Raw genomic sequence first — 26,646 nt, 5'->3', positions numbered from 1 at the left:
AGCCTACGCTCGCTCGCCCGGTTCGCTCACGGCGGCGGGGATTCACTCATCCGTGGTGTCTCTTTCATGTTTACCCTTCCGGCCTCTGTCGCCCGGTCACACTCGCCTCATTCACGCAAGGACGACACACCGTTCTTCGCCTCATCTGCGACATCTCCACGCGTTCCGCCGGTTCGGGCGGGGCCCGTCGAGGGGGGACACCAGCCATGGACTCCGGCCGAATCCGTACGCCCAGAACCGCACGCCGCACCGCCGCCGGCGCCCGCACCGCGCCCCGCGGCGGTTCCCGTACCGGTCCTCGTACGGGAAGGATCGCGGCCCTCGCCGCCGCCGCGCTGCTCGCCACCGTCGTCCCCTCCGCGCAGGCGGCCGCCGCGACCGCGCCCCGGGTGGACCTCACCGTCCTCGTCGTCGACGACGGCGGCAGCGCGGTCGGGGCGATCACCGCCGAGCTGAAGGGCTCCGGCGTCCCGTACCGCAGGATCGACCTCAACGACCCGAACCGGCCCGTCGTCGACACGGCCTTCCTGAGCGACAGCGTCGACGGGCGGCCCCGCGCCAAGTACCAGGGCGTCGTCCTGCCCCACGAGAGCGCCTTCGGCCCCGACTCCGCCGAGGCCACCGCCCTCCGGACGTACGAGCGGACCTTCGGGATCCCGCAGGTCGACGCCTACACCTGGTCGCACCCCGGCGTCGGCCTCGACTACACCGACCAGGGCGGCTGGTCCGGCGTCCTCGACGGCACCACCGCCGGCGTCACCGCCGCCGGGCAGGCGGGGCCCTTCCGCTACCTCGCCGGGGCGCTCACCTTCGAGGACAACGACCCCACGATCTCCGAGAGCTACGGCTACGCGGGCCGCCCCCGGGCCGGCTACACCAGCTACCTCGACGTGCCCGTCGACAGCGCCGCCGGCGGCGGCCGGGCCAGCCTCGTCGGCGAGTACGCCGCCGACGGGCGCCGCGAACTCGTCGTCACCTTCGCCTACAACCAGTACCAGCGGCAGTTCCGGGCCCTCGCCCGCGGCATCGTCGACTGGCTCACCCAGGGCGTCCACCTCGGCCAGAGCCGCAACTACCTCTCCGTCCACGTCGACGACGTCTTCGCCCCCGACGCCCGCTGGGACCGGACGCTCGACTGCACCCCCGGCGACTTCGACTGCGTCGGCGACGACGGCGAGGGCGTCGACCCGATCCGCATGACCGTCGCCGACGCCCAGTACGCCGCCGCCTGGCAGAAGGCCTCCGGCTTCACGCTCGACATGGTCTACAACGGCGGCCAGGGCGAGCAGTGGAAGACCGAGCACGGCGGCACCGACGCGCTCACCGACCGGCTCGTCGCCGACCGCGCCCAGTACCGGTGGATCAATCACACCTACACCCACCCCTTCCTCGGCTGCGTCCAGGACAACAGCGTCGTGCCCTGGCAGTGCGCCAAGGACACCGCGGGCAACACCCTCTGGGTGAGCCGCTCCGAGCTCTCCGGCCAGATCCGCGACAACCACAACTGGGCCGTCGGCAAGGGCATCTCCGTCGACCGCTCCGAACTCGTCACCGGCGAGCACTCCGGCCTCAAGACCCTGCCCCAGCAGCCCGTCGACAACCCCAACCTCGCCGGCGCCCTCGCCGACAACGGCGTGAAGTGGACCGCGAGCGACAACTCCCGCGAGCCCCAGCAGCGTCCCGTCGGGACCGGCGCCGCGAAGACCGTGCCCCGCCACCCGATGAACGTGTACTACAACGTGGGCACCGCCGCCGAGATGGCCGATGAGTACAACTGGATCTACACCTCCCGCGCCGACGGCGGCAGCGGGATCTGCGAGTCCAACCCGGCCTCCACCTGCCTGCCCGCCCCGCTCCCCACGGCCACCGGCTACGCCGACCACATCGTGCCGCAGGAGGCCCGCACCGCCCTCTCCCACGTCCTGGGCAACGACCCCCGGCCGCACTACGTCCACCAGTCGAACCTCGCCGAGGAGCGGCTCCTCTACCCGGTCCTCGACCGCGTACTCGCCGACTACCGGGCCCTGTTCGCGGCGAACGCGCCCCTGGTGAACCCGGCCCAGAAGGACGTCGGCACCGAACTGGGCCGCCGCGCCGCCTGGGACCAGGCCGTCGCCGCCGGAAAGGTCACCGCCTACCGCATCGGCACCACGGTCACCGTCAAGGCGCCCTCCGGCGTCACCGTGCCCGTCACCGCCCCCGAGGGCACGCGGAAGAAGCTCCTGCTCGGCAGCACCGCCTTCGGGACGGCCTACGCGGGCACCCGCTCCGCCTGGACCACACCCGAACCGCTCCAGACCGCCGTCACCCTCACGCTCCCGACCGCCTGACGCCTGACCAGCACGTCCTGGGGGGAACCCGCTCATGCCGAGCAGTGGCCGTCACGTCACCATGCTCACCGAAGGCACCTACCCGCATGTCCACGGCGGCGTCAGCACCTGGTGCGACCAGCTCGTCCGTGGCATGCCGGAGGTCGACTTCGAGATCCTCGCCCTCACCGGCAGCGGCCGCGAACCCGTCACCTGGGAGCTGCCGCCCAACGTCACCCGGCACACCGCGTACCCCCTGTGGGGACCTCCGCAGGGACCGGCCGTGCGCCGGCCCCTGCGGGGGCGCGAACGCCGCCGCTTCCTCGACGCGTACGAGCGCCTCCTGCTCGCCCTCCTCGACCCCGAGGCGGGCTGCGACTTCGGCACCGGCCTGTACGAACTCGCCGAACTCGCCCGGCAGGGACGGCTGACCGCCGCCCTCCGCTCCGAGCCGGCCCTGCGCTCCCTCATGTGGATCTGGACCATGCCGCACCTGCCCACGCTCGCGGCCCGGCCCACCGTCCACGACGCGCTCACCGCCACCGACCTGCTCGAACACGCCCTGCGTCCGCTCGCCGCCCGGATAGCCTGCGGCGGCGTGGCGCACGCCGTCTCCAGCGGTCTCGCCACGCTGCCCGCCCTCGCCGCGCAGCACTTCGAAGGGGTGCCCTTCCTGCTCACCGAACACGGCATCTACCTCCGCGAGCGCTACCTCGGCTACCGCAGCGAAGCGCAACGCTGGCCCGTCAAGGCCCTCATGCTCGGCTTCTACCGCGAACTCAACACCCTCGGCTACCGCAAGGCCGACCTCATCACCCCCTGCAACCAGTACAACCGGCGCTGGGAGGAGCGCGGCGGAGCCCCCGCCGACCGCATCCGCACGGTCTACAACGGCGTCGACCCCGCCCTCTTCCCCGAGGCCGGACCCGAACCCGAGACCCCCACCCTCAGCTGGTGCGGCCGCGTCGACCCCATCAAGGACCTGGAGACCCTGATCCGGGCGTACGCGATCTGCCGGGCCGAACTCCCCTCGCTCAGGCTCCGGTTGTTCGGCCCGGTCCCCGCCGGGAACGAGGACTACCTGACCCGCCTGGAGAAGCTCGCCGCCGAGCTGGGCGTCACCGACGGGGTGTCCTTCGAGGGCCGGATCAGCGACGTCCCCTCGGCCTACGCGGCCGGCAGCGTCGTCATGCTCTCCTCCATCAGCGAGGGCTTCCCCTTCTCCCTCATCGAGGCCATGTCCTGCGGCCGCGCCACCGTCTCCACCGACGTCGGAGGCGTACGGGAGGCCGTCGGCGACACCGGGATCGTCGTCCCGCCCCGCGAACCGGCCGTCATGGCCGCCGCCGTCTCCGCCCTCCTCCGGGACGGCACCCGCCGCGCCGAACTCGGCCGCCGCGCCCGGCAGCGGGTCATCGACGAGTTCACCCTGCACCGCTCGGTGGACGGCTTCCGCCAGATCTACCGCGAACTGGCGGGCGCCCGCCCGGCGCGCCCGGTCCCGCTGCCCCAGGAACCCCTGCGCCTCCGCATCCCCGCCCCCCGCCGTACCACCGCGGCCCTCGCCACAGGAGGCACCCGGGCATGAGCGGCTCCCTCTGGCTGACACCCCCGAAGACGGAGACCCCGCTTCCGGCGATCCCGCGCCCGCGCCGGCCGGCCGAGCCCGCCCGCACCCCCGACGGCGGCGGCCTCGCCGACGATCCGCTCGACGAACTCGCCCGGCGGCTCGACGGGTTCGTCGCCGTCGCCGTACACCCGGACGAGATCGCCGCGCTCCTCGAGTCCGACGGCATGACCGACGAGCACATCCGGCTCACCTACGGCCGCGCCGACTCCTTCTCCCTCGCCGAGGACCTCTACGCGCGCGTGGAGCGGCGCCACCCCGAACCGGCGGCACCACCCTCCGGCGCCTGGTACGGCGAGCTCGCCGGCTGTCTGCTGCGCGGCCTCGTCTTCGCGCTCCCCGGCCTCGCGTACGTCCTCGCCGCACCGCTGCTCGCCGGCGGGCACGGCCGGTTCGGGCTCCCCGCCGGGACCGTCCCCCTGCTCGCCGGTGCCGTCACCGGCTGGGTCTGGAACCAGGCCCTCTCCCACCGCGCGTACACCTGGCTCGGGCTCGGCGACCGGCCCGCCGCCGCCCGCGCCCTGCTCACCGGCGCCCCGGCCGGCGCCCTCGCCGGGACGGCCGTCGCCCTCGCGACCGCCGCGCCCGGCGAGACCCCCGCCGCCGTCTTCGCCGCAGGACAGTCGCTCTACCTCGCCGCCGCGACCGTGCTCCTCGTCCTCGGCCGCGAACGGGCCCTGCTCTGCGCCCTGCTGCCGCTCACCGGCGCCGCCGCCGCCTTCCGCTGGGACCTGCCGGACGCCCTGCGCGCCGGGCTCCTCCTCGCCTCGCTCACCGCCTCCGTCGCCTTCGCCGCGCTCGTCCTGCGCCCCGGCCTCCGCCGGGACGCGGGCGGCCGCGGCGGACCCCCGCGCGCCGCCTCCCTCCCGTACGGCCTCTTCGGCCTCGGCAGCGGCCTGCTCGTCCTCCACGCGGGCGTGGGGGACACCAGGGTGAGCGGCGCGGGGGCGGTCATCGCCCTCACCCTCTCCATGGGGCCGGCGGAATGGCTGCTGTACCGCTTCCGGGACGGCAGCCTGACCCGGCTGCGGACCCTCACCACCGCCCGCGAGTTCCGCCGGGCCGTCACCGGCACCCTCGTGCTCTGCCTCGGCGGCTACCTCACCGTCCTCCTCGCCCTCGCGCTCGCCGCGACCCTCGCCTGGCCCGGGGTCCCGTGGCCGACGCTCCCGCGCCTGCTCACCCTGCTCCTGATCGGGACCGTGCTCTGGCTCGGGCTGCTGCTCCAGGCCTTCGGCGCGGTGCTCAGCGCCGCCACCGTCTGCCTGCTCGCGGCGGCGGCGCAGACCGTGGAATCGGTGGCGGGCCCGGTGGCCGCCGGGGGAGCGGCCGCGGTGCTCGCCGCCCTGACCTGTGCCCTCCTGGTACGACCGACCGCCCACCGCGCTTAGGGACGCCATGACCAACCCCTCCCTCCTGGTGCCGTACTACGAGCACCCGGCCGAACGCCCCGAGGCCTGGTCGGCGCTCGTCGACGCGGCGCCGACCCTGTACGGCGTCGTCCTCAACCCGGCGAGCGGCGCCGGTGCCGCGCCCGACCCGGCGTTCGCCGAGGCCGCCGCACGGCTGCGGGCCGCCGGGGTCCGGGTCCTCGGCTACGTGGACACCGCCTACGGCCGCCGCCCGCACGCCGAGGCCGTCGCCGAACTGCTCCGCCACCGCGACTGGTACGGCGCCGACGGCGCCTTCCTGGACCAGGTGGCGACCGCGCCCGCCGCCCTCGCCCACTACCGCCGCATCGCGGTCGCCGCCCGGGCCGCCGGGGCCGCGACCCTCGTCTTCAACCACGGCGCCCACCCGGACCCGGGCTACGAGGCCCAGGCCGACCTCCTCGTCACCTTCGAGGGCCCCTGGGACACGTACCGGACCCTCGACCTGCCGGTCGCCGCCCACTACTGCCACCTCGTGTACGCCGCCCCCGCGGGCTTCCGCCCGGCCACCCCGGTGCACTGCGCCGTCCCCGGCACCGGCGCCCACCCCTGGGGCACCCTTCCGCACCTCCTGGAGCCCGCCCGATGAGACGACCGCTGCCGCCGCTCGTGGGGCTCCTCCTGCTCGCCACGGCCTGTACGGCGGCCCCCGGCCCCGACCCCGCCCCCGACCCGAAGACCACCGGGGAGCAGCGCTGGCGGCCCGCCCCCGGTCTCGCCTGGCAGTGGCAGCTCAGCGGCCGGCTCGACCCGGCCGTCGACGTCCCGGTGTACGACATCGACGGCTTCGACCACCCCGCGTCGACCGTCGCCGACCTCCACCGCCGCGGCCGCAAGGTCATCTGCTATCTGTCCACGGGCGCCTGGGAGGACTTCCGCCCCGACGCCGACGACTTCCCGAAGGGCCTCCTCGGCGAGGGCAACGGCTGGGACGGCGAGCGCTGGCTCGACATCCGCCGCACCGACCTCCTCGGACCGCTCATGGCGAAGCGCCTCGACATGTGCCGGGACAAGGGCTTCGACGCCGTCGAACCCGACAACATGGACGGCTACAAGAACCGCACGGGATTCCCCCTCACCGCCGCCGACCAGCTCCGCTACAACCGCCTCATCGCGACCATGGCCCACGACCGGGGCCTCGCGGTCGGCCTCAAGAACGACCTGGACCAGATCCCGAAGCTGCTCCCGGACTTCGACTTCGCGGTCAACGAGCAGTGCGCCGAGTACGACGAGTGCGGCCGTCTCGCGCCGTTCGTGGCGGCGGGCAAGGCCGTCTTCCACGTCGAGTACGAACGGACGACCGACCAGTTCTGCCCCCAGGCGAGGAAGCTGGGCCTCAGCTCGATGCGGAAGCGGTACGCGCTCGACGCGTGGCGCGAGCCCTGCCGGTCCGGCGGTTAACCCAGCGTCAGCGCGATCAGCGCCGCCGTGGCCGCCGTCTCCTCCACCGCGCCGAACACATCGCCCGTCACCCCGCCGAAGCGCCGCACGCACCGCCGGAGCAGCACCGCCGCCGCACCGAGGCCCGCACCGGCCGCGAGGACCGAGCGGACGGCGTCGTACGGGGAGAGCAGGAGGCCCGCCGTGGCGCAGAGGACCAGGACCAGGGCGGTCGTGAGGGTCGCGGACCGGGTCGGGACCGTCTCGGCGACGATCGCGCCGAGGCCCTCGGGGCGGGCGGCCGGGACGCCGTGCCGGGAGGCGTGGGTGAGGGCGAGGCGGGCGACGGTGGCGGCGAGGGCGGCGGCGACGGTGCCGTGCGCCCAGCCCTCCCCGTACAGCTCGTACAGCGCGGCGACCTGGGCGAGCAGCACGAGGACGAGGGCGATGACGCCGAACGGGCCGATGTCCGACTGCTTCATGATGCGCAGCGCGTCCTCGGCCGGCTTGGCGCTGCCGAGGCCGTCGGCGGTGTCCGCGAGGCCGTCGAGGTGCAGGCCCCGGGTGAGCAGGGCGGGGACGGCGGTGGCGGCGACGGCCGCGAGCAGCGGGCCCGAGCCGAGCAGCAGGAAGAGACCGCCGGCCGCGGCGGAGCAGAGCCCGACGGCCAGGCCGGCGAGCGGGGCCGAGAGCATGCCGGCGCGCGCCGCGTCCCGGTCCCAGCGGGTGATGCGGGCGGGGAACACGGTGAGGGTCCCGAAGGCGAAACGCAGGCCGTCCATCCGGGCAGGGTAATCGCCGCCCCGGGACGGTAGATTGCGCATACCGCGCATATCGGAACGGGGTGGCATGGGTCACTGGTTCTCCCGCAACATCGTCGAGCCGGGCAAGCTTCCGATGCTGCTCGCTCTGACCTCCTTCGTCCTGACATTCCTGGTCACCCGCACCGTCACCCGGCTCATCCGGGCGGGGAAGGGGCCCTTCCGGAACGTCTCCTCCGGAGGCGTCCACATCCATCACGTCGTGCCGGGCGTCGTCCTCACGATCCTCGGCGGCTTCGGCGCCGTGGCCAGCGACCGGCACGGCGCCGGCGGGGCGATCTTCGCGGTCGTGTTCGGGATCGGCGCGGGGCTCGTCCTGGACGAGTTCGCGCTCATCCTCCATCTCGACGACGTGTACTGGTCGGAGGACGGCCGCAAGAGCGTCGAGGTGGTCGTGCTCACCACCGCCCTCGTGGGGCTCACGCTCAGCGGTTTCTCGCCGCTCGGCGTCAACGACATGACCGCCGAGGAGCAGCAGGACCGGGTCACCTTCATCCTGACCCTCGCGCTGAACTTCCTCCTCATCCTGGTCACCCTGGTGAAGGGGAAGTTCCGGATGGCCGTGTTCGGGGCCCTCGTCCCGTTCGTGGCGATCGTCGGCGCCGTCCGGCTGGCCCGCCCGGGCTCCTGGTGGTCCAGGCGCTTCTACCGGAACCGCCACCGGGCCAGGGCCCGCTCCCGGATCCGTACGTACCGCCACGACAGGCGCTGGACCAAGGTCCGGCGCCGCGTTCAGGACCTGATCGGCGGCTTCCAGGAGCGCGTCCCCGGGCGCGGCTCGACCCCGCCGTCCTGACCGCGTCCGCGCCGGGCCTCGACCGCGATCAGGACGAGGACGGCGGCGATCGCCGCCAGGTGCTCCTTGCCCGCCAGGTTCGTCTTGACGATCACCTCGACGACCATCGCGACGACCACGAGCCCGCCGGTCCAGTACGCCCGGTAGCGCCAGCACACGTACACGGCGAGGCCCACCACCGCCGCCGAGGGGCCGGTGTCCACCACCAGCGCGTCCGAGGCGGGCAGCCCGAACGGGCTGTCCGGGCCGAGCGCGATGCCCACGCGCGCGTAGAGCGTGCCGACGACGGTGGCGAGGTACGCGATGCCGAGCGTCCGCCACCGCCCCACGCAGATCTCGGCGATCCCGAAGACCAGCAGGACCTGCGCCAGGGCGCCCCACACGGGCAGGTCGAGCGCGGGCACGAACAGCGAGAGCGGGGTCCGGAGCAGCGCGAGCCACAGCGGGTCCTCGGCCCGTACGGAACCGATGTCCTGGACCGGCTGATAGCCCCAGTCCTGGTTCTGCACGATCTGGAAGAGGGAGGTGAGGCAGACGGCGCCCAGCGTCAGGGGAGCCGCCCTCCACTTCTTCGTGACGAGCGCCGTCCGTACGGTGCTGAACAGCGGCCCCCACTCGCGGTGGGCGAACTCCCTCACTGCCTGTCTCAACGGCTGCTCTCCAGATGCCTGCGGTGCAGCCACTTCGGCAGACCGGGGGCCTCCAGGAAGCCCTCGGCCCGACCGGCGGCGAGGCCGATGCGCAGCAGGTCCGCACTCTTCTCGAAGAGCATGAATCGGGGCTCCCAGATCGGTCGGTACTTGGCGTTGGCGCGGTACAGCGACTCGATCTGCCACCAGCGGGAGAAGAAGCTGAGCAGTGAACGCCACATGCGCAGCACGGGTCCCGCCCCGAGCTTCGAGCCACGTTCGAAGACGGAGCGGAACATCGCGAAGTTGAGTGAGACCTGAGTGATCCCGATCTCCTTGGCGCGCTGCAGAAGTTCGATGACCATGAACTCCATCAGGCCGTTCTCGGAGTCCCGGTCGCGGCGCATCAGGTCCAGCGAGAGCCCCTTCGGCCCCCAGGGGACGAAGGACAGCAGGGCCCGCAGCTCGCCCTTCTCGTCGGTGCACTCCAGCATCACACAGCGGCCGTCCCGGGGGTCGCCGAGCCGGCCCAGCGCCATCGAGAAGCCCCGCTCGGTGGCCCCGTCGCGCCAGTCGTCCGCCTTGCGGAGCAGCTCGGCCATCTCGTCGGCCGGGATGTCCTCGTGGCGCCGGATGCGGACCTCGTACCCGGCCCGCTTGACCCGGTTGAAGGCCTGCCGGACGGTGCGCATGGCCCGGCCGTCCAGGGTGAACTCGTCGGTCTCCACGATCGCCTCGTCGCCCAGCTCCAGGGCGTCCAGACCGTGCCGGGCGTAGATGACCCCGGCCTCCTCGCTCGCGCCCATCACCGCCGGGATCCAGCCGTGCTCGCGCGCCTCGGTGAGCCAGGGCTCGATGGCGCCCGGCCAGGCCTCGGGGTCGCCGATCGGATCGCCGGAGGCGAGCGAGACCCCGCCGACCACCCGGTAGGCGATGGCCGCCTTCTCGCTCGGCGACCACACGACGCTCTTCTCGCGGCGCAGCGCGAAGTAGCCGAGGGAGTCCCGCTCGCCCTGCTTGTCGAGCAGCACCCGGAGCCGGTCCTCGTCCTCCGCGGTCAGCGGGTCGACGGCCCGCCGGGAGCGGAAGGCCGCGAAGAGCACCGCGAAGAGCAGCAGCGTGGACATGATGTTGATGGTGACGTCGACCCAGCCGGGCGGGTGGATGCCGGAGCCGTCGGAGGCCAGTGTGACCAGCCGCATCACGCCGTACTTCCAGCGCTCCAGGAAGGTGGAGCCGGTGGACTCGGTGGTGACGGTCACCAGGACGGCGGCGAGCAGCGAGGTGACGAGCAGTCCGCCCACGGCCACCCCGGCCGCGAGCTTCGGGTTGGAGCGGTCGCCCTTCGCGTAGAACTCCTTGCGGCCGAGGAGCAGCGCGAGCACGAACGCGGCGGTGAGGACCAGCGAGATCCAGTTCTGGGCGTGCTGCCGGATCTCCGGGAAGAACATCACGAGGGCGAAGAGCAGCAGGAAGAGGCCGCTGAGCACGATGTTGAGGATCCACGCGGCCCGTTTGCGGCGCCGCATGGTGATCGCCAGGAAGAGCGTGAAGACCCCCGAGGCGAAGCCCGCGGTGAGCAGGTAGGGGGTGAAGTAGTTGTCCTCGTTGTGGCGGCGCAGGTCCTGTCCGAAGGAGACCCAGACGGCGCCGAGGAAATTGATGAACGTGACGACGCGCAGGTACCAGACGGCGAACGCGGCGCTGCGACGCGAACGGGCGGTCGTGCCCCGGGGTGCTGCTTCGGCAGGCAAGCGGACTTCTCCCATGAAAAGGGATCATATGGGGCATCGCATGCCATGCGGAGACGCCGAAGGCGGCCACGCGCGCGTCGCGCGTGACCGCCTCCGACCTCAGTCGTTCCGTTCCGCCCCCGCTCAGCCCTCCGCCGCGTCCTCGGCATCCGGAGTGGTCGGATCCGGACGCTCGGGCAGCTCCGCGGCGAACGCCGCCGCGGCCTGGACGAGGGGAAGTGCGAGCAATGCCCCGGTTCCCTCACCCACGTGGACGCCGTGATCGAGCAGCGGGCTGAGCGCCATCCGGTCCAGCGCCTTCGCCTGCGCCGGCTCCCCGCTCACCTGACCCGCCAGCCACCAGTCCGGCGCCCGGAACGCCGCCCGCTGCGCCACAAGGGCACAGGCCGCGCCCACCACACCGTCCAGGATCACCGGCATCCGCCGCACCGACGCCTGCAACAGGAACCCGGTCATCGCCGCCAGGTCCGCCCCGCCGACCGCCCCGAGCAGCTCCAGCTGGTCACCCAGGACCGGCCGGGCCCGCCGCAGCGCGTCCCGGATCGCCGCGCACTTGCGCATCCACGCCAGATCGTCGATCCCGGCACCGCCCCGGCCGGTCACCACCGAGGCGTCCGTCCCGCACAGCGCCGCGATCAGCGTCGACGCCGGCGTCGTGCCGCCGACGCTCAGATCCCCGAGCACCACCAGATCGGTGCCCGAGTCCGCCTCCTCGTCCGCGATCGCGATCCCGAGCCGGACCGCCGCCTCGGTCTCCTCGGCCGTCAGCGCGTCCGCCACGTCGATCCGGCCGCTGCCGCGCCGCACCCGGTGCCGTACCACCTCGGCGGGCAGCAGCTCCGGATCGCAGTCCAGACCGGCGTCCACGACCCGTACCGGCACACCCATCGAACGGGCCAGCACGGCCACCGGGCTCGCCCCGTCCAGCACCGCGCGCACCAGCTCGTGCGCCGTACCCGCCGCGCGGCCCGACACATCGAGCGAGGCCACCCCGTGGTCGCCCGCGAACAGCACGACCTTCGGCTGCTCGATCGCCCGCACCTTGACCGAGGCCTGGGCCGCGGACAGCCACTCGCCCAGCTCGTCGAGCCGGCCCAGCGCCCCCGGCGGCACGGTCAGCCGCTCCCGGCGCTCCTCGGCATCACGCCGTATCCCGCCGTCGGGGCGCTCGATCAGATCGGAGAAGTCGTCGAGGTTCAAGGGTTCCGCCTAGTGACAGCCAATTCGGTGATCGCACCCTACCCGCGCAGCACCAGGGCCTGACCCGCGACCACGAGGACGACCTCCTCGCACTCGTCCGCGAAGGCCGCGTTCAGCCGGCCCAGCTCGTCCCGGAACCGCCGCCCCGCCGCCGTCGCCGGCACCACCCCCGAGCCGACCTCGTTCGTCACCGTCACGACCGTGCGGCCCGTCGCCCGCACCGCCGCCACCAGCTCCGCCGTCCGCTCCCGCAGCGCCGCCTGCCCGCCGTCCCGCCACCGCTCGTCGTCCCAGGCATCCACCCGGTCCATGGCATCCGTCAGCCACAGCGACAGACAGTCGATCAGCAGCGCCGGACCGTCCTCCGCGAGCAGCGGTACGAGCTCGCAGGTCTCGGCGGTACGCCACGAGGCCGGCCGCCGCTCCCGGTGCAGCCCCACCCGCTCGGCCCACTCCGGGTCGCCCTCCCTGGTCCCGCCCGTCGCCACGTACAGCACCTCGGGGAAGGTCTCCAGACGCCGCTCGGCCTCCACCGACTTCCCCGACCGGGCCCCGCCCGTCACCAGCGTCCGCCGGGGCACCTCCGGCACCTCGTGGTAGTCGCCGATGTACAGCGTCGTCCCGTCCGGCACCGCCCGCGCCCCCGCCGCCGCGAGCCGCCGGTCCAGCTCCGCGCCCGCCGGCGCGTCATGGTCCAGGTGCACCGCGATCACCTCGGTCGCCGGGCCGATCGCTCCCGTCGACCGCAGCCGGGCCAGGCCGTCCGGCCGCCCGGTGACATCGGCGACGATCATGTCGTACGGCGCGCGGTGCTCGTCCCCGATCCCCGCGGGCGCGCCCCCGGGCGGCAGATACAGCAACCGCTCCCCGTCGGCCGAGGTCACCTCGTACCCGGTCCCCGGGGAGTCCATCGGGACCGCCCGCACCCGGTGCCCGCTGATCAGCGTCAACTCGCGTCCGTCCGGGACGCGCCCGGCAGTGGGAAGCCCGGCGGGCACTTCCACGGCGGGCCCGTCATGCGGATGCGTGAGCAGCACCTGCCGCACTCCCACCAACGAATGCCCCGACCGGGCGGCCGCGAGGGCGGCCCCGGGGGTCAGATCGAGCAACAGGGCCCCGTCCACGAGCAGCGAGGTCGCAGCCCTCGCCCGCCCCCCACGGGACAGCGCGCACACGGCGCAGGGGCAGTCGGGGCGGGGGAGTCCGAGCGGGGCGCCGGTGCCGAGCAGAGTCAGTTCCACCCTCAGATCCTCCCGCGCCACCGCGAGGCGTGCGCGCCCGGCTACGCTGCGGGCAGGAAACCGATCATCCGGTGAGCGCCAGGAGGCTTGCATGGCATGGACGTGGCGGTTCGAGAAGTCCGACGGCACCGAGGTCGAGCCGGTGGTGACCCCCGAGGAGTTCACCACCCAGGGCGACGCGGAGAGCTGGCTCGGCGAGAACTGGCGTGACCTCCTGGGCGGAGGCGCGGACCAGGTGACGCTGTCGGAGGACGGGGCGAAGATCTACGGCCCGATGCCCCTGAACGCGGAGGGCTGAGCACCCCCCGTTGTGGGCGCGCTTCCGTCCGTTGTGGGCAGGCGTTCCGCAAGGGGCGGAACGGGTGGGCACAACGGAACGGCGCCCTTGCCGGCGCCAGAGGCTTCAGCGCCTTGACCCGCACCCCGTGTGCACCGCCGCTCGGGGCGCGGGTCCAGGCGCGGAACGCGGGGGCGCCGCGAGAGGGCGCCGTCCCGTGTGCCCACGTCCCGCCCTGCGGGACGATTGCCCACACGGGCGCGGGCCCCACACGCGGGCGCGCGGGGCTACAGCTCGCCCAGCGTGACCTGGGTCTTGTGCGTCGTCGTGCCGCGCGTGTACACCACCGTCACCACGTCCCCCGGCTTCATCGACGCCAGCGCCTCCGACAGCGACGTGATCGTCGTGATGTCCATGTCGCCGACGCGCGTGATCACATCGCCCGGCTTCAGGCCCGCCTTCCCCGCCGCCCCGTCCGAAGGCGCCTCGACCACCGCCACGCCCGCCGGCTCGTAGTTGTCGTCGAGGACCGTGCGGCCGGTGATGTTCAGGGCGGCCCGGCCGGAGTCCGTCACCTTGCCGCTCCTGACGATCTGGCCGGCGACCGTCTTCACCATCGACGCGGGGATCGCGAAGCCGATGCCGGGCGCCGAGCCCCCGCCCAGCTCGGGATCGGTCGCGGCGAGCGTCGGGATGCCGATGACCTCGCTGTCGAGGTTCACGAGGGCGCCCCCGCTGTTGCCGGGATTGATCGCGGCGGACGTCTGGACCATGTTCCCGATCGTCGCGCCCGTCCCGCCCCCGGTCCGCCCCTCGCTGACCGTCCGGCCGGTGGCGGAGACGATGCCCTGGGTCACGCTGCCGGACAGGCCCAGCGGGGAGCCCATCGCGAGGACGATCTGACCCATGTCGACGGTGGCCGAGTTGCCGAACGTCGCCGCCTTCAGCCCCTTCGGCACGGTGTCCAGCTTGAGCACCGCGAGGTCCTGCTCGGGGTACGAGGAGACGAGCCGCGCCGTCACGGGCTGCCCGCCGGTGGCCGCCGTGACCTTGAAGGACTTCTCCTCGCCGACGACGTGCGCGTTGGTGACGATGTGCCCCTTGGCGTCGTAGACGACCCCGGAGCCGAGGCTGTTCGACGCCTCGATCTGCACGACCGAGGGCAGGACGTTCCTGATGACGGCCTGGTAGTCGTCCTGGAGCTCGTTGGCGGCGAGCGGCGCCGCCGCCTGGGTGGAACGCTCCGGGGCGGCGGCGTCCCCGCCGGAGGAGCAGCCGCCGACCAGCGCGAGGGCGCAGGCCCCGGCGGTGAACGGAAGGAGGAGGCGGCGGCGGGCACGGGATACGGCGTCCATGTCCGGAGTATCCGATTCCGTCCCGGCCCGGGCCCGGCGAGCGCACCCGATCAGGCGTGCGTCGTCAGCCGCGTACCCCGCACAGATGCAGCAGCGCCGCGATCCGCCGGTACGGATCCGTCCGCCCCGCCCGGTCCTCGGCGGCGAGCAGCCGGTCCAGCTCCTCGGCGGCGGGCAGCCCCGCCTCGGCGGGGACGTCGTCCGTGAAGACCCGCACCCCGTACCAGGCGTGCAGCGGCGCCGCGATCCCCGCGAGCGTCGCCGTGAGCGCGTCGAGCCGGTCGGCCCGCACCTTCACGCCGTTGTCGTCCGTGTAGACGTCCGAGTCGAAGGCGGCGAGCGCCCCCGACCAGTCCCCGGCGAGCCCCGGCCGCATGGACAGGGCCTCCGCGTTCCGCACCACCAGGGACAGCAGGCCGCCGGGGGCCAGCATCCGTGCCAGGCCCGCGAGCAGCGCGTCGGGCTCGTCCGCGTACATGAGGACGCCGTGGCAGAGCACCACGTCGAAGCTGCCGGGCAGGAAGTGCACCCCGGTCTCGCGCCCGTCGCCCTCGATCATCCGGACCCGCTCGCGGATCCCGGCGGGCTCCGTCGCCAGCGACTCACGGGCCGCCTTCAGGAGGTCGGGGTCGGCCTCCAATCCGGTCACGGTGTGTCCGGCCCGGGCCAGGCGCAGGGCCTGGGTGCCCTGCCCCATGCCCGCGTCGAGGATCCGCAGTCGCTGCCCCACCGGGTAGCGGCTGGTTATCTGCTCGTCGAGCTGACGGGCGATGATCTCCTGCCGGATGGTGTCCCGCAGCCCGCCGGGACCGGCGGGCCAGTGGGCGACGACGGGCAGCACCGGGCCGCCCGACTCCGACGTGGCTTCGCCGAACGCGCGCCCGTCGAACTCCGAGCTGTCGGCGCTCAGGGCCGCTCTCCGCGCTTGACCTGCGGCTTCGGCAGACGCAGTCGGCGCATCTGAAGCGTGCGCATCAGGCCGTAGGCGATGGCGCCGCGCTTCGGCTCGTTCGGGAAGCGCTCGTTGAGCTGCTTCCGCAGGCGGATCCAGATGCCGATCGAGTCGATGACGATCAGGATGATCACACCGAGCCAGAGCAGCAGGGAGATGTTCTGCAGCGACCGGTTGGCGTTGCCGAACAGCGACAGCACGAGGATCACCACGGCCATCGGCAGGAAGAACTCGGCGATCGCGAACCGCGAGTCGACGAAGTCGCGCACGAAACGGCGGACCGGACCCTTGTCGCGGGGCGGCAGGTAACGCTCGTCGCCACTGGCCAGCGCCTCGCGCTGACGGGCCAGGTCCGAGCGGCGTGCCTCGCGCTGGCGCTTGGCGGCCTCCTTGCGGTCGGTCGGCACCGTCGCGGCGCGGCGGCGCTGGGTCTGCGCCTCGCTCCGCTTCGGGGTCGGGCGGCCCTTGGGGGCCTCGGGGTCGCGGGGCTGCTTGGTGGAGAGGTCCGCCGTCACCTTGTCGGTGGGGGCCTTCTCGTCCTTCGAACGGCTACGGAACACAAAACCCAAGGGTACGGGGTGGCGGGCATGAACCCCATGCTGGGCGGGAACGATCCGCTAACGGACTGCGTCTTGGGCGGTAGGTACGAAGGGCGGGGCGGGGGTCTCCCGGAGATCCGTCTACTCCCTGCGCGGGAGGGAACACCCCGCGCAGTCGTCCTTGGGGAGGAGCGCATCCCGCTCCGAACAGTGCGGTAATGGAGACAGGGCCCGTAGTGTGGATCCTGTTGAAGAGCTGGAGCCGAGTCCGTCAGAAGGGGGCGCGCGAAGCCCATGAGCGGTGTCATGAAGCGTATGGGGATGATCTTCCGCGCGAAGGCGAACAAGGCCCTTGACCGGGCCGAGGATCCGCGCGAGACGCTCGATTACTCCTACCAGAAGCAGCTGGAGCTGCTGCAGAAGGTGCGGCGGGGCGTCGCCGACGTCGCCACCTCCCGCAAGCGGCTCGAACTCCAGCTGAACCAGCTGCAGGGCCAGTCCGCCAAGCTGGAGGACCAGGGCCGCAAGGCCCTCGCCCTCGGCCGCGAGGACCTGGCGCGCGAGGCGCTGTCCCGGCGGGCCGCGCTCCAGCAGCAGGTCAGCGACCTGGAGGTGCAGCACCAGACGCTCCAGGGCGAGGAGGAGAAGCTCACCCTCGCCGCCCAGCGTCTCCAGGCCAAGGTGGACGCCTTCCGCACCAAGAAGGAGACCATCAAGGCGACCTACACGGCGGCCCAGGCGCAGACCCGGATCGCCGAGTCCTTCTCCGGCATCTCGGAGGAGATGAGCGACGTCGGTCTGGCGATCCAGCGGGCCGAGGACAAGACCGCCCAGCTCCAGGCGCGCGCCGGCGCGATCGACGAGCTGCTCGCCTCGGGCGCGCTCGACGACCAGTCGGGCCTGGCCAAGGACGACATCCAGGCGGAGCTGGACCGGCTGTCCGGCGGCACGGACGTCGAGCTGGAGCTCCAGCGGATGAAGGCCGAGCTGGCCGGGGGTCCCTCGTCGCAGCAGCAGGCCATCGAGGGCGGCGGCGCGGCCGCGCCGCAGGACCGCACTCAGCAGCAGCACCCGCGCTTCGAGAAGTAGCCTCGGCGACAGACAGGACGCGTCATGATCGTACGGATCATGGGGGAGGGCCAGTTGACGCTGGCCGACAGCCACATCGTCGAGCTCAACAAGCTGGACGACGAGCTGCTCGCGGAGCTGGAGGCGGGGGACGAGGACGGCTTCCGGCGCACGCTGGGCGCCCTCCTCGACGCGGTCCGCCGCCTCGGCGCCCCGCTGCCGGACGACGCCCTGGAGCCCTCGGAGCTGATCCTCCCGGCGCCTGACGCGGGCCTGGAGGAGGTCCGGGCGATGCTCTCGGACGACGGCCTGATCCCCGGCTGACACCCGCGCCCTGCCCGTGTGGGCAATCGTCCCGCAGGGCGGGACGGGTGGGCACACGGGACGGCGCCCCTAGCGGCGCCTCCGCGTTCCGCGCCCTGACCCGCACCACGAGCGTGCCGTCACCAGGGGTGCGGGTCCAGGCACGGAAGCCTCTGGCGCCGGCAAGGGCGCCGTCCGTTGTGCCCACCCTCCCCCAAGCTCTCGGCTTCGCTCGAGCAGGGGGACCCCCATCGCCCCGGCGGAACGCCTGCCCACAACGGGCGTCCCACAACGGCCCCGTACCGTTGTCTCCCGTGACCCCCACCGGCCCCGCCACCGGCACCCTCTACGCCCGTCTCCGTGACTGGTTCCGCGCGCACCCGCTCGCGTTCGACGCGACCATCGCCGCCGGCGCGCTCGTCGCCATGATCGCCGGGTCGTTCACCGACCCGCACGGCAGCCCGGACGGGCCGACGTTCGGGGACCACAGCCCCGACGTGTGGAGCGTGCTGATCATGATCGCGGGGGCGGCCGCCCTCGTGATGCGCCGCCGCAGCCCCTTCGCGGTGCTCGCCTTCACCGTCACGATCAGCCTCTTCGAACTCGTCAACGACAACCGCCCCGCCCCGATCGCGATGAGCGCCGTCGTCGCGCTCTACACGGTCGCCTCCCGCACCGACCGCCCCACCACCTGGCGGGTCGGTCTCGTCACGATGGCGGTGCTGACCGCCGCGGCCATGGTCTTCGGGCCGACCCACTGGTACGCGCAGGAGAACCTCGGCGTCTTCGCCTGGACCGGCATGGCCGCGGCCGCCGGGGACGCCGTCCGCAGCCGCCGCGCCTTCGTCGACGCGATCCGGGAGCGCGCGGAGCGGGCCGAGCGGACCCGCGAGGAGGAGGCCGGGCGCCGGGTCGCCGAGGAGCGGCTGCGGATCGCCCGCGACCTCCACGACGTCGTCGCCCACCACATCGCCCTGGTGAACGTCCAGGCCGGCGTCGCCGCCCACGTCATGGACAAGCGCCCCGACCAGGCCAAGGAGGCCCTCGCGCACGTCCGCGAGGCCAGCCGGTCCGCCCTGGACGAGCTGCGCGCCACCGTCGGCCTCCTCCGCCAGTCCGGCGACCCGGAGGCCCCCACCGAGCCCGCCCCGGGCCTCGCCGTCCTCGACGGGCTGCTGGACAGCTTCCGCAAGGCCGGTCTCCCGGTCGCCCTGGCCCGCGCCGACGAGGGCCTGACGCTGCCCGCGACCGTCGACCTCGCCGCGTACCGGATCGTGCAGGAGGCACTGACGAACGTCCGCAAGCACGCGGGCCCGGACGCGAAGGCCGAGGTGAGCATCGTCCGGGTGGGCCGTACGGTCGAGATCACCGTCCTCGACAACGGCACGCCCCGGACGGTCCCGCCGCAGGCCTCCGAGCAGCCCCCGGTCGGCGGCCACGGACTGCTCGGCATGCGGGAGCGGGTCGGGGCGCTCGGCGGCACCCTCACCGCCGCCCCCCGCTACGGCGGCGGTTTCCGCGTCCAGGCGATACTGCCGGTGACGTCCCGCACGGGGGAGGACCGCACATGACGATCCGGGTACTGCTCGCCGACGACCAGGCCCTGCTCCGCAGCGCCTTCAAGGTCCTGGTGGACTCCGAGGCCGACATGGAGGTCGTCGGGGAGGCGCCCGACGGCGCCGAGGCGGTCGCGCTCGCCCGTGCCACGCGGCCCGACGTCGTCCTCATGGACATCCGGATGCCGGGCACCGACGGCCTCGCCGCCACCCGGATGATCACCGCCGATCCCGAGCTCGCGGACGTACGGATCGTCATGCTGACCACCTTCGAGGTCGACGAGTACGTCGTGCAGTCGCTGCGCGCCGGCGCCTCCGGCTTTCTCGGCAAGGGCGCCGAACCGGAGGAGCTCCTCGGCGCGATCCGGATCGCGCACGCCGGGGAGGCGCTGCTCTCCCCGGCCGCCACCAAGGGCCTGATCGCCACCTTCCTCGCACAGGGCTCCGGCGCGGAGCCCGTCGGCGAAGGCGCCGGGGCGCGCTCCGAGCGGCTCGGCGCGCTCACCGCCCGGGAGCGGGAGGTCCTCGTCCTCGTCGCGGGCGGTCTCTCCAACGACGAGATCGCCGAGCGGCTCGACGTCAGCCCGCTCACCGTGAAGACGCATGTCAACCGGACCATGGCCAAGCTCGGCGCCCGCGACCGGGCGCAGCTGGTGGTCACGGCCTACGAGTCGGGGCTCGTACGCCCAAGGGTGGAGTGACCCGAGGGGCGGGCGTACTCCAGACGCGGTATGCGCGGCATAAGGAATTGGGCCCGGGGGCCGAGGATCGGGCCCTTCGCGTGGCTGATCGTATAAGCGGACACCCCTGGGGACCCCTGAGGGTGTCCGGCCGCCGAGTACGCCACAGAAGAGAGTCCCCATGTCCTGGCTGTCCAGATTCAGCCTCGCGCAACGGGCCCTGATCGGGCTGATGTCCCTCGTCGCGCTCCTCTTCGGAGTGATCGCGATCCCGCAGCTGAAGCAGCAGCTGTTCCCCTCGATCGAGCTCCCGATGGTCTCGATCCTCGCCCCGTACCAGGGCGCCTCGCCCGACGTGGTCGAGAAGCAGGTGGTCCAGCCGATCGAGAACAACCTCAAGGCCGTCGACGGCATCAAGGGCATCACGTCCACCGCCTCCGAGGGCAGCGCCGTCATCATGGCCAGCTTCGACTACGGGGACGAGGGGACCAAGCAGCTCGTCGCCGACGTCCAGCAGGCCGTGAACCGGGCCCGGGCCACGCTGCCCGACTCGGTCGACCCGCAGGTGGTGGCCGGCTCCACCGACGACATCCCGACCGTCGTCCTCGCCGTCACCTCCGACAAGGACCAGCAGGCGCTCGCCGACCAGCTGGAGAAGACCGTCGTCCCGGTCCTCGAGGACATCGAGGGCGTCGCCCAGGTCACCGTCGACGGGGTGCAGGACCTCCAGGTCTCCGTCACGCCCGACGACCGCAAGCTCGCGGCGGCCGGCCTGAGCCCGATGAAGCTCTCCGAGGCGATCAGGAACGGCGGCGGCACCATGCCCGCCGGCGCCTTCTCGGAGGCCGGCAAGAGCCGCACCGTCCAGGTCGGCGGCGGCTACACCTCGCTCCGGCAGATCGAGGACCTGCGGATCAAGCCCGAGAAGGGCAAGGCGGTCCGTCTCGGCGACGTCGCCACCGTTCAGCAGGAGGAGTCGCGCCGCGTCTCCATCACCCGCACCGACGGCAAGCCCAGCCTCGCCGTGATGGCCACCATGGACAAGGACGGCAGCGCCGTCGCCATCTCCGACGCGGTCCAGGACAAGCTGCCCCAGCTGCGCAAGGACCTCGGCGCGGGCGCCGAGCTGACCGTGGTCTCCGACCAGGGCCCGGCCGTCGCCAAGTCGATCTCCGGCCTCACCACGGAGGGCGCGCTCGGCCTCGTCATGGCCGTCCTCGTCATCCTGGTCTTCCTCGCCTCGCTGCGCTCCACCCTGGTCACCGCGGTCTCCATCCCGCTGTCGGTCGTCCTCGCCCTCATCGTGCTGTGGACCCGTGACCTGTCGCTGAACGTGCTGACCCTCGGTGCGCTCACCATCGCCATCGGCCGGGTCGTCGACGACTCGATCGTGGTCCTGGAGAACATCAAGCGGCACCTCGGCTACGGCGAGGAGCGCCAGGCCGCGATCGTCACGGCGGTCCGGGAGGTCGCCGGCGCGGTCACCTCCTCGACGCTCACCACCGTCGCCGTCTTCCTGCCGATCGGTCTGGTCGGCGGCATGATCGGCGAACTCTTCGGCTCGTTCAGCCTGACCGTCACCGCCGCGCTCCTCGCGTCGCTGCTCGTCTCGCTCACGGTCGTGCCGGTCCTCTCGTACTGGTTCCTGCGCGCCCCCAAGGGCACCCCGGAGGACCCGGAGGAGGCCCGCAGGCTGGCCGAGGAGAAGGAGAACAGGAGCCGGCTGCAGCGCGCGTACGTGCCGGTGCTGCGGTTCGCGACCCGGCGCCGCCTCACCAGTGTGGTCATCGCCCTCGTGGTGCTCTTCGGCACCTTCGGGATGGGCGGTCTGCTGAAGACCAACTTCTTCGACCAGGGCGAGCAGCAGGTCCTGACGGTCAAGCAGAAGCTGGCGCCCGGCACCAGCCTCGCCGCCTCCGACGAGGCCGCGAAGAAGATCGAGAAGGTCCTCGCCGACACCGAGGGCGTCAAGGACTACCAGGTCACCGTGGGCTCCTCCGGCTTCATGGCGGCCTTCGGCGGCGGCACCGGCTCCAACCAGGCCTCCTTCCAGGTGACCCTGGAGGACTCCGCCTCGTACGAGAAGACCCGCGACGCGATCGACGCGGCGCTCGGCCGGCTCGACGGCATCGGCGACACCTCCATCGCGGCCGGTGACGGCTTCGGCAGCCAGGATCTGAGCGTGGTCGTCAAGGCCGGCGACCCGACGGTCCTGAAGAAGGCCTCGGAGCAGGTCAAGAACGCGGTGGCGGAGCTGAAGGACGTCACCGACGTCCAGAGCGACCTGTCGCAGTCGGTGCCCCGGATCTCGGTGAAGGCCAACGAGAAGGCCGCCGACGCGGGCTTCGACGACACCACCCTCGGCATGGTCGTCTCCCAGGCCGTACGCGGCATCCCGGCCGCCAAGGCGACCCTCGACGACACCGAGCGGGACGTCCTGATCACCTCGGCGAAGCCGGCCACCACCCTGGCCGAGCTGAAGGCGCTGCCGCTCGGCCCGGTGAAGCTGGGCGACGTCGCCACCGTCGAGCTGGTCGCGGGACCGGTCTCCATGACCCGGATCGACGGCGCCCGCGCGGCGACGATCACGGCCAAGCCGACCACCGACAACACCGGTGAGGTCAGCGCGGCGCTCCAGAAGAAGATCGACGGCCTCGACCTCCCGGACGGCGCCACCGCCTCCATCGGCGGTGTCTCCGAGGACCAGGCCGAGGCGGCGAGCAGCATGGCCCTGGCGATGCTCGCGGCCGTCGCGATCGTCTTCATGCTCCTGGTCGCGACCTTCCGCTCGCTGATCCAGCCGCTGATCCTGCTGGTCTCCATCCCGTTCGCGGCGACCGGCGCCATCGGTCTGCTCGTCGCCACGGGCACGCCCATGGGCGTCCCGGCGATGATCGGCATGCTGATGCTGATCGGCATCGTGGTGACCAACGCCATCGTCCTGATCGACCTGATCAACCAGTACCGGGCCCAGGGCCTGGGCGTCGTCGAAGCGGTGATCGAGGGCGGCCGGCACCGTCTGCGCCCGATCCTGATGACGGCTCTGGCGACGATCTTCGCGCTGCTCCCGATGGCGCTCGGCGTCACCGGCGAGGGCGGCTTCATCGCGAAGCCGCTGGCCGTGGTGGTGATCGGCGGTCTGATCACCTCGACGCTGCTGACCCTGCTGCTCGTCCCGACGCTCTACGCGATGGTGGAGCTCCGCAAGGAGCGCCGGAGGCTGAAGAAGGCGGGGAAGGCCGCAGCGGACGTCGCCGACGGCATCGACAGCATTCTGGACGTCCTGGGCGCCTGATCCGTACGGCATGAGGAAGGGGCGCCCCACGAGCTCGTGGGGCGCCCCTTCGGCGTATGTACGGGAGAACCGTTACGGCAGAGCCAGCATCCGCTCCAGCGCGAGCTTGGCGAAGCTCTCGGTCTCCTTGTCGACCTGGATCTGGTTGACGAGGTTGCCCTCGGCCAGGGACTCCAGGGTCCACACCAGGTGCGGGAGGTCGATGCGGTTCATCGTCGAGCAGAAGCAGACCGTCTTGTCGAGGAAGACGATCTCCTTGCCCTGGTCGGCGTAACGGTTCGCCAGTCGGCGGACGAGGTTCAGCTCGGTGCCGATCGCCCACTTGGAACCGGCCGGGGCCGCCTCCAGGGTGTTGATGATGTACTCGGTCGAGCCCACGTGGTCCGCGGCGGCGACGACCTCGTGCTTGCACTCGGGGTGGACGAGCACGTTCACGCCCGGGATGCGCTCGCGGACGTCGTTCACCGAGTCCAGCGAGAAGCGGCCGTGCACCGAGCAGTGGCCCCGCCACAGGATCATCTTGGCGGCGCGCAGCTCCTCGGCGGTGAGACCGCCGTTCGGCTTGTGCGGGTTGTAGAGCACGCAGTCGTCCAGGGACATGCCCATGTCGCGGACGGCGGTGTTGCGGCCGAGGTGCTGGTCCGGCAGGAAGAGCACCTTCTCGCCCTGCTCGAAGGCCCAGTTCAGGGCCCGCTCGGCGTTGGACGAGGTGCAGATCGTGCCCCCGTGCTTGCCGGTGAAGGCCTTGATGTCGGCCGAGGAGTTCATGTACGAGACGGGCACGACCTGGTCGGCGATGCCGGCCTCGGTCAGCACGTCCCAGCACTCGGCGACCTGCTCGGCGGTGGCCATGTCGGCCATCGAGCAGCCGGCCGCGAGGTCGGGCAGGACGACCTTCTGGTCGTCGCCGGTGAGGATGTCGGCCGACTCCGCCATGAAGTGGACACCGCAGAAGACGATGTACTCGGCCTCCGGCTTGGCGGCGGCGTCGCGCGCGAGCTTGAAGGAGTCGCCGGTCACATCGGCGAACTGGATGACCTCGTCGCGCTGGTAGTGGTGGCCGAGCACGAAGACCTTGTCCCCGAGCTTCTCCTTCGCGGCGCGGGCGCGCTCCACGAGGTCCGGGTCGGAGGGCGACGGCAGGTCGCCGGGACACTCCACACCGCGCTCGCTCTTCGGGTCGGCTTCGCGACCGAGCAGGAGCAGGGCGAGCGGCGTCGGCTGCACATCCAGGGGCTGGGCGGTGGTCACGTCACGCACCCTTTCTTCGGGGTCTTCGGGAAACGCTTTTCGTCGAAATGACGCTATCTATCATAACCGCTTCACGTCAGGATGACGATGGCCATAGTGTCGATGTGACGAATTCGCTGTCCGCGCTCCTGGACATGGTGTGCGAGCATGAAAGAGGGAAGACCCCACTCGGCCCGGAATGAATCCGGGGCACCGTCGGTTGCAACCGTCGGCAAGCAGTCTCCGTACACCACCGGGAGAGAAGCAGATGTCCGTATCGGACGAGAAGACCACTGTCAGCGACGGCATCCTCCTGTCCGACGCCGCCGCGGCCAAGGTCAAGGCCCTCCTCGACCAGGAAGGCCGTGACGACCTGGCCCTGCGCGTCGCCGTTCAGCCCGGCGGCTGCTCCGGCCTGCGTTACCAGCTGTTCTTCGACGAGCGTTCGCTCGACGGCGACGTCGTGAAGGACTTCGACGGCGTCAAGGTCGTCACCGACCGCATGAGCGCCCCGTACCTGGGCGGCGCGTCGATCGACTTCGTCGACACGATCGAGAAGCAGGGCTTCACCATCGACAACCCGAACGCCACGGGCTCCTGCGCCTGCGGCGACTCGTTCAGCTAAGCCTGTACGTGCGTGAGGGCGGCGGGCCCGGGGAATCCCGGGGCCGCCGCCCTCACGCGTATCCGGGGCCGGCCGCCCGCTCAGCGCCGCGGAACGGTCTGGCCGCTCGCCGCGTCCACCACGGTCCGGTCGCCCAGCGGGCTCTGCAGCGGCACGGTCAGCGTGATCTCCTTCGCGATCATGATGCACGCCACCCCGGGGTCGGACTTCTCGTCGATCCGCACGGTCACCTTCTCCGGGGTCTCCACGGCCTTCGCGGTGTACGTGCTGCACGCCCCGCCCCAGAAGGTGACCGAGAGCTTCCGGCCGTCCTCCGCCGTCCGGTACGACTGGATCTGCCGGACCGGCGCCGTGCCCTCGTCCGGCGCGGGCTTCACCGGCGGCGCCAGGTACTCCGGGGCCACCGCCGTCTCCGTCACCGTGTACGGCGCCGCGTCGACCGGGTCCGCCGTGAACAGCCAGGTGGGCACGAGCAGCCGCTCGCCCGCCACGTCCTTGGCGGCCAGACCGAAGACGGCGGCCGTCACCGGGACCTCGGTCGGCGGCGCCTCGTCCACGCGCGACCGGCAGGGCGCGACCGGATCGTCCTTGCCGTCGCCCTCGACCTGCGCCCCGGCCGGCGGGTCGGTCGCGCAGCCGCCGATGCCGACCGGGCCCGTCCCCTTCGAGTCCTCGTTCAGCTCCGCGAGCGCCTTCGCCGCCCCGATCACCGGGTACGTGTCCCCCTTCACCGGCTCCTTGAGCGTCCCGCTCCCGGCGACCGCCCGGCCGTCCGGGCCGATGTGCAGCCCCGTCGACCAGCCGTAGGTCGGCAGCCCGTCCACCACCGGATCGGCGTTGACCACCCGCACCGAACCGTCCATGACCTGGGTCGCCGTCACCTTCGCGTCGTCCTGGCCGATCGCCTTCAGGACGGGGGCGGCCGCCGCCTTCGCCGCGGCCTCGCTCACCGGTGAACCGCCCCGCGAGGGCTTCGCCTCTCCGGGCGGCGGGCAGGCCTTGCCCTTGAGGCAGGTGTCGCCGACCGGGCCGCCGTCGAACCAGGAGTACGACCAGCTCCCGGGCGCCTTCCGGGCCACGTCGAGGCGCGGCCCCGAAGCGTCCTTCTCGGGCCCGATCGTCCAGACGTCCCCGACGAGGGAGGGCCGGCCCTCGATGCCGAGCGCTTCGGCCAGCCTGGTCACCTCGGCCGAGGTGACCAGGCCCTCGGGCCGGTGGACCGCGGCCGAGGAGGGCCCTTGGGGGAGGGGGCCCTTGGCTTTGTAGACCGTCCCGTTCGATCCGCCGCCCGGGTCGGGCTCACCGGGCGCGATACCGGGACCGCCTCCCGTACCGCCGTCACCACCGCTCTCCAGGCGCAGCGGCGGGGGCGTCCCGAGCGAGTCGCCGGCCTTCGCGGCCGGAGTCGCCGTGCCCGGCGATGTCGCCGCCACCGCCAGATAGACGCCGCCGCCCCCGGCGAGCAGCACACCCGCCGCCACCGAGGCGGCGAGGACGTTCCGTCGCCTCCGCACGTTCTCCGTACCGCTCACCGCAAAGCTCCCTCGTCTCGACCGGACGCCGATGGGACGGAGCGGAG

Annotated in this window: 23 protein-coding genes; 13 read left to right on the top strand and 10 right to left on the bottom strand. The window is 72.7% G+C overall.

Translation table 11 applies throughout. The features are described from left to right. The first annotated feature begins 206 nt into the window (after positions 1-206). From AB5J54_RS11570 to AB5J54_RS11550, 5 genes are read left to right on the top strand one after another with little or no spacing between them, the layout of a single operon-like run. Complete coding sequence (locus AB5J54_RS11570) at positions 207-2,330, top strand: hypothetical protein (protein WP_369143836.1); 2,124 nt, start codon at positions 207-209, stop codon at positions 2,328-2,330. 34 nt (positions 2,331-2,364) lie between these two features. Next, entirely contained in the window at positions 2,365-3,897 is a 1,533-nt protein-coding gene (pelF, locus tag AB5J54_RS11565; protein ID WP_369143835.1) for a GT4 family glycosyltransferase PelF, read from the top strand. Beyond that, a complete protein-coding gene (locus AB5J54_RS11560; RefSeq protein ID WP_369143834.1) occupies positions 3,894-5,327 on the top strand; it encodes a hypothetical protein in 1,434 nt (477 codons plus the stop codon). The genes pelF and AB5J54_RS11560 overlap by 4 nt, the downstream gene beginning before the upstream one ends. Before the next feature lie 7 nt (positions 5,328-5,334). Beyond that, entirely contained in the window at positions 5,335-5,955 is a 621-nt protein-coding gene (locus tag AB5J54_RS11555; protein ID WP_369143833.1) for a spherulation-specific family 4 protein, read from the top strand. Continuing rightward, on the top strand, positions 5,952-6,767 hold the full coding sequence (locus tag AB5J54_RS11550; protein ID WP_369143832.1) for an endo alpha-1,4 polygalactosaminidase: 816 nt from the start codon (positions 5,952-5,954) through the stop codon (positions 6,765-6,767). The genes AB5J54_RS11555 and AB5J54_RS11550 overlap by 4 nt, the downstream gene beginning before the upstream one ends. On the opposite strand, the gene cobS is transcribed toward AB5J54_RS11550, so the two are convergent. Further along, positions 6,764-7,528: an adenosylcobinamide-GDP ribazoletransferase gene (cobS, locus tag AB5J54_RS11545; RefSeq protein WP_369143831.1), complete on the bottom strand. Its 765-nt coding sequence runs from the start codon at positions 7,526-7,528 to the stop codon at positions 6,764-6,766. The genes AB5J54_RS11550 and cobS overlap by 4 nt on opposite strands. Positions 7,529-7,595: 67 nt before the next feature. On the opposite strand from cobS, the gene AB5J54_RS11540 reads away from it, so the two are divergent. Continuing rightward, on the top strand, positions 7,596-8,363 hold the full coding sequence (locus tag AB5J54_RS11540; protein WP_369143830.1) for a hypothetical protein: 768 nt from the start codon (positions 7,596-7,598) through the stop codon (positions 8,361-8,363). Here AB5J54_RS11540 and AB5J54_RS11535 read toward each other — a convergent pair. The 4 genes from AB5J54_RS11535 to AB5J54_RS11520 form a co-directional block, all read right to left on the bottom strand. Next, entirely contained in the window at positions 8,300-9,013 is a 714-nt protein-coding gene (locus AB5J54_RS11535; RefSeq protein WP_369143829.1) for a hypothetical protein, read from the bottom strand. The two genes, AB5J54_RS11540 and AB5J54_RS11535, sit on opposite strands and share 64 nt — an antisense overlap. Next, complete coding sequence (locus AB5J54_RS11530; RefSeq protein WP_369143828.1) at positions 9,010-10,761, bottom strand: phosphatidylglycerol lysyltransferase domain-containing protein; 1,752 nt, start codon at positions 10,759-10,761, stop codon at positions 9,010-9,012. Before AB5J54_RS11530 ends, AB5J54_RS11535 begins: the two co-directional genes overlap by 4 nt. A 108-nt stretch (positions 10,762-10,869) precedes the next feature. Continuing rightward, a complete protein-coding gene (gene cobT / locus AB5J54_RS11525) occupies positions 10,870-11,946 on the bottom strand; it encodes a nicotinate-nucleotide--dimethylbenzimidazole phosphoribosyltransferase (protein WP_369143827.1) in 1,077 nt (358 codons plus the stop codon). Between the two features lie 38 nt (positions 11,947-11,984). Beyond that, positions 11,985-13,187 (bottom strand): bifunctional adenosylcobinamide kinase/adenosylcobinamide-phosphate guanylyltransferase, encoded by a 1,203-nt coding sequence (locus tag AB5J54_RS11520; protein WP_369143826.1) that lies wholly within the window; start codon positions 13,185-13,187, stop codon positions 11,985-11,987. 91 nt (positions 13,188-13,278) lie between these two features. Between AB5J54_RS11520 and AB5J54_RS11515 the strand changes: the two genes are divergently transcribed. Beyond that, the gene (locus AB5J54_RS11515; protein ID WP_351186224.1) at positions 13,279-13,485 is read left to right on the top strand and encodes a hypothetical protein; all 207 of its coding nucleotides are present in this window, start codon (positions 13,279-13,281) and stop codon (positions 13,483-13,485) included. Between the two features lie 266 nt (positions 13,486-13,751). Here the strand turns inward: AB5J54_RS11515 and AB5J54_RS11510 are convergent, their stop codons facing one another. The 3 genes from AB5J54_RS11510 to AB5J54_RS11500 form a co-directional block, all read right to left on the bottom strand. Beyond that, positions 13,752-14,819: a S1C family serine protease gene (locus AB5J54_RS11510; RefSeq protein ID WP_369143825.1), complete on the bottom strand. Its 1,068-nt coding sequence runs from the start codon at positions 14,817-14,819 to the stop codon at positions 13,752-13,754. A gap of 64 nt (positions 14,820-14,883) precedes the next feature. After that, positions 14,884-15,660 carry a class I SAM-dependent methyltransferase gene (locus AB5J54_RS11505; RefSeq protein WP_369143824.1) on the bottom strand — a complete coding sequence of 259 codons (777 nt, stop codon included), beginning with the start codon at positions 15,658-15,660 and terminating at the stop codon, positions 14,884-14,886. Between the two features lie 65 nt (positions 15,661-15,725). Further along, positions 15,726-16,331 carry a DUF3043 domain-containing protein gene (locus tag AB5J54_RS11500; protein ID WP_369143823.1) on the bottom strand — a complete coding sequence of 202 codons (606 nt, stop codon included), beginning with the start codon at positions 16,329-16,331 and terminating at the stop codon, positions 15,726-15,728. Between the two features lie 273 nt (positions 16,332-16,604). On the opposite strand from AB5J54_RS11500, the gene AB5J54_RS11495 reads away from it, so the two are divergent. From AB5J54_RS11495 to AB5J54_RS11475, 5 genes are all read left to right on the top strand, one after another. Continuing rightward, positions 16,605-17,399, top strand: coding sequence for a PspA/IM30 family protein (locus tag AB5J54_RS11495; protein ID WP_369143822.1), 795 nt, complete (start codon positions 16,605-16,607; stop codon positions 17,397-17,399). A 24-nt stretch (positions 17,400-17,423) separates the two neighbouring features. Beyond that, positions 17,424-17,702 carry a hypothetical protein gene (locus AB5J54_RS11490; protein WP_369143821.1) on the top strand — a complete coding sequence of 93 codons (279 nt, stop codon included), beginning with the start codon at positions 17,424-17,426 and terminating at the stop codon, positions 17,700-17,702. A 293-nt stretch (positions 17,703-17,995) separates the two neighbouring features. Continuing rightward, positions 17,996-19,252, top strand: a complete 1,257-nt coding sequence (locus AB5J54_RS11485; protein ID WP_369143820.1) for a sensor histidine kinase — start codon at positions 17,996-17,998, stop codon at positions 19,250-19,252. Beyond that, positions 19,249-19,938: a response regulator gene (locus AB5J54_RS11480; RefSeq protein WP_369143819.1), complete on the top strand. Its 690-nt coding sequence runs from the start codon at positions 19,249-19,251 to the stop codon at positions 19,936-19,938. The genes AB5J54_RS11485 and AB5J54_RS11480 overlap by 4 nt, the downstream gene beginning before the upstream one ends. A 160-nt stretch (positions 19,939-20,098) precedes the next feature. Beyond that, positions 20,099-23,212: an efflux RND transporter permease subunit gene (locus AB5J54_RS11475; RefSeq protein WP_369143818.1), complete on the top strand. Its 3,114-nt coding sequence runs from the start codon at positions 20,099-20,101 to the stop codon at positions 23,210-23,212. A gap of 72 nt (positions 23,213-23,284) precedes the next feature. Here the strand turns inward: AB5J54_RS11475 and nadA are convergent, their stop codons facing one another. Next, positions 23,285-24,463 (bottom strand): quinolinate synthase NadA, encoded by a 1,179-nt coding sequence (gene nadA, locus AB5J54_RS11470; RefSeq protein ID WP_369143817.1) that lies wholly within the window; start codon positions 24,461-24,463, stop codon positions 23,285-23,287. Between the two features lie 247 nt (positions 24,464-24,710). Between nadA and AB5J54_RS11465 the strand changes: the two genes are divergently transcribed. Next, on the top strand, positions 24,711-25,067 hold the full coding sequence (locus AB5J54_RS11465) for an iron-sulfur cluster assembly accessory protein (protein ID WP_018848827.1): 357 nt from the start codon (positions 24,711-24,713) through the stop codon (positions 25,065-25,067). Between the two features lie 80 nt (positions 25,068-25,147). On the opposite strand, the gene AB5J54_RS11460 is transcribed toward AB5J54_RS11465, so the two are convergent. Next, on the bottom strand, positions 25,148-26,599 hold the full coding sequence (locus tag AB5J54_RS11460) for a hypothetical protein (RefSeq protein WP_369143816.1): 1,452 nt from the start codon (positions 26,597-26,599) through the stop codon (positions 25,148-25,150). Between the last annotated feature and the right edge of the window lie 47 nt (positions 26,600-26,646).

The organism is Streptomyces sp. R44, from assembly GCF_041053105.1.
Taxonomy (GTDB): domain Bacteria; phylum Actinomycetota; class Actinomycetes; order Streptomycetales; family Streptomycetaceae; genus Streptomyces.
The sequence above is the reverse complement of the archived record's forward strand: the minus strand, read 5'-3'. Positions and strand labels throughout refer to the sequence as shown.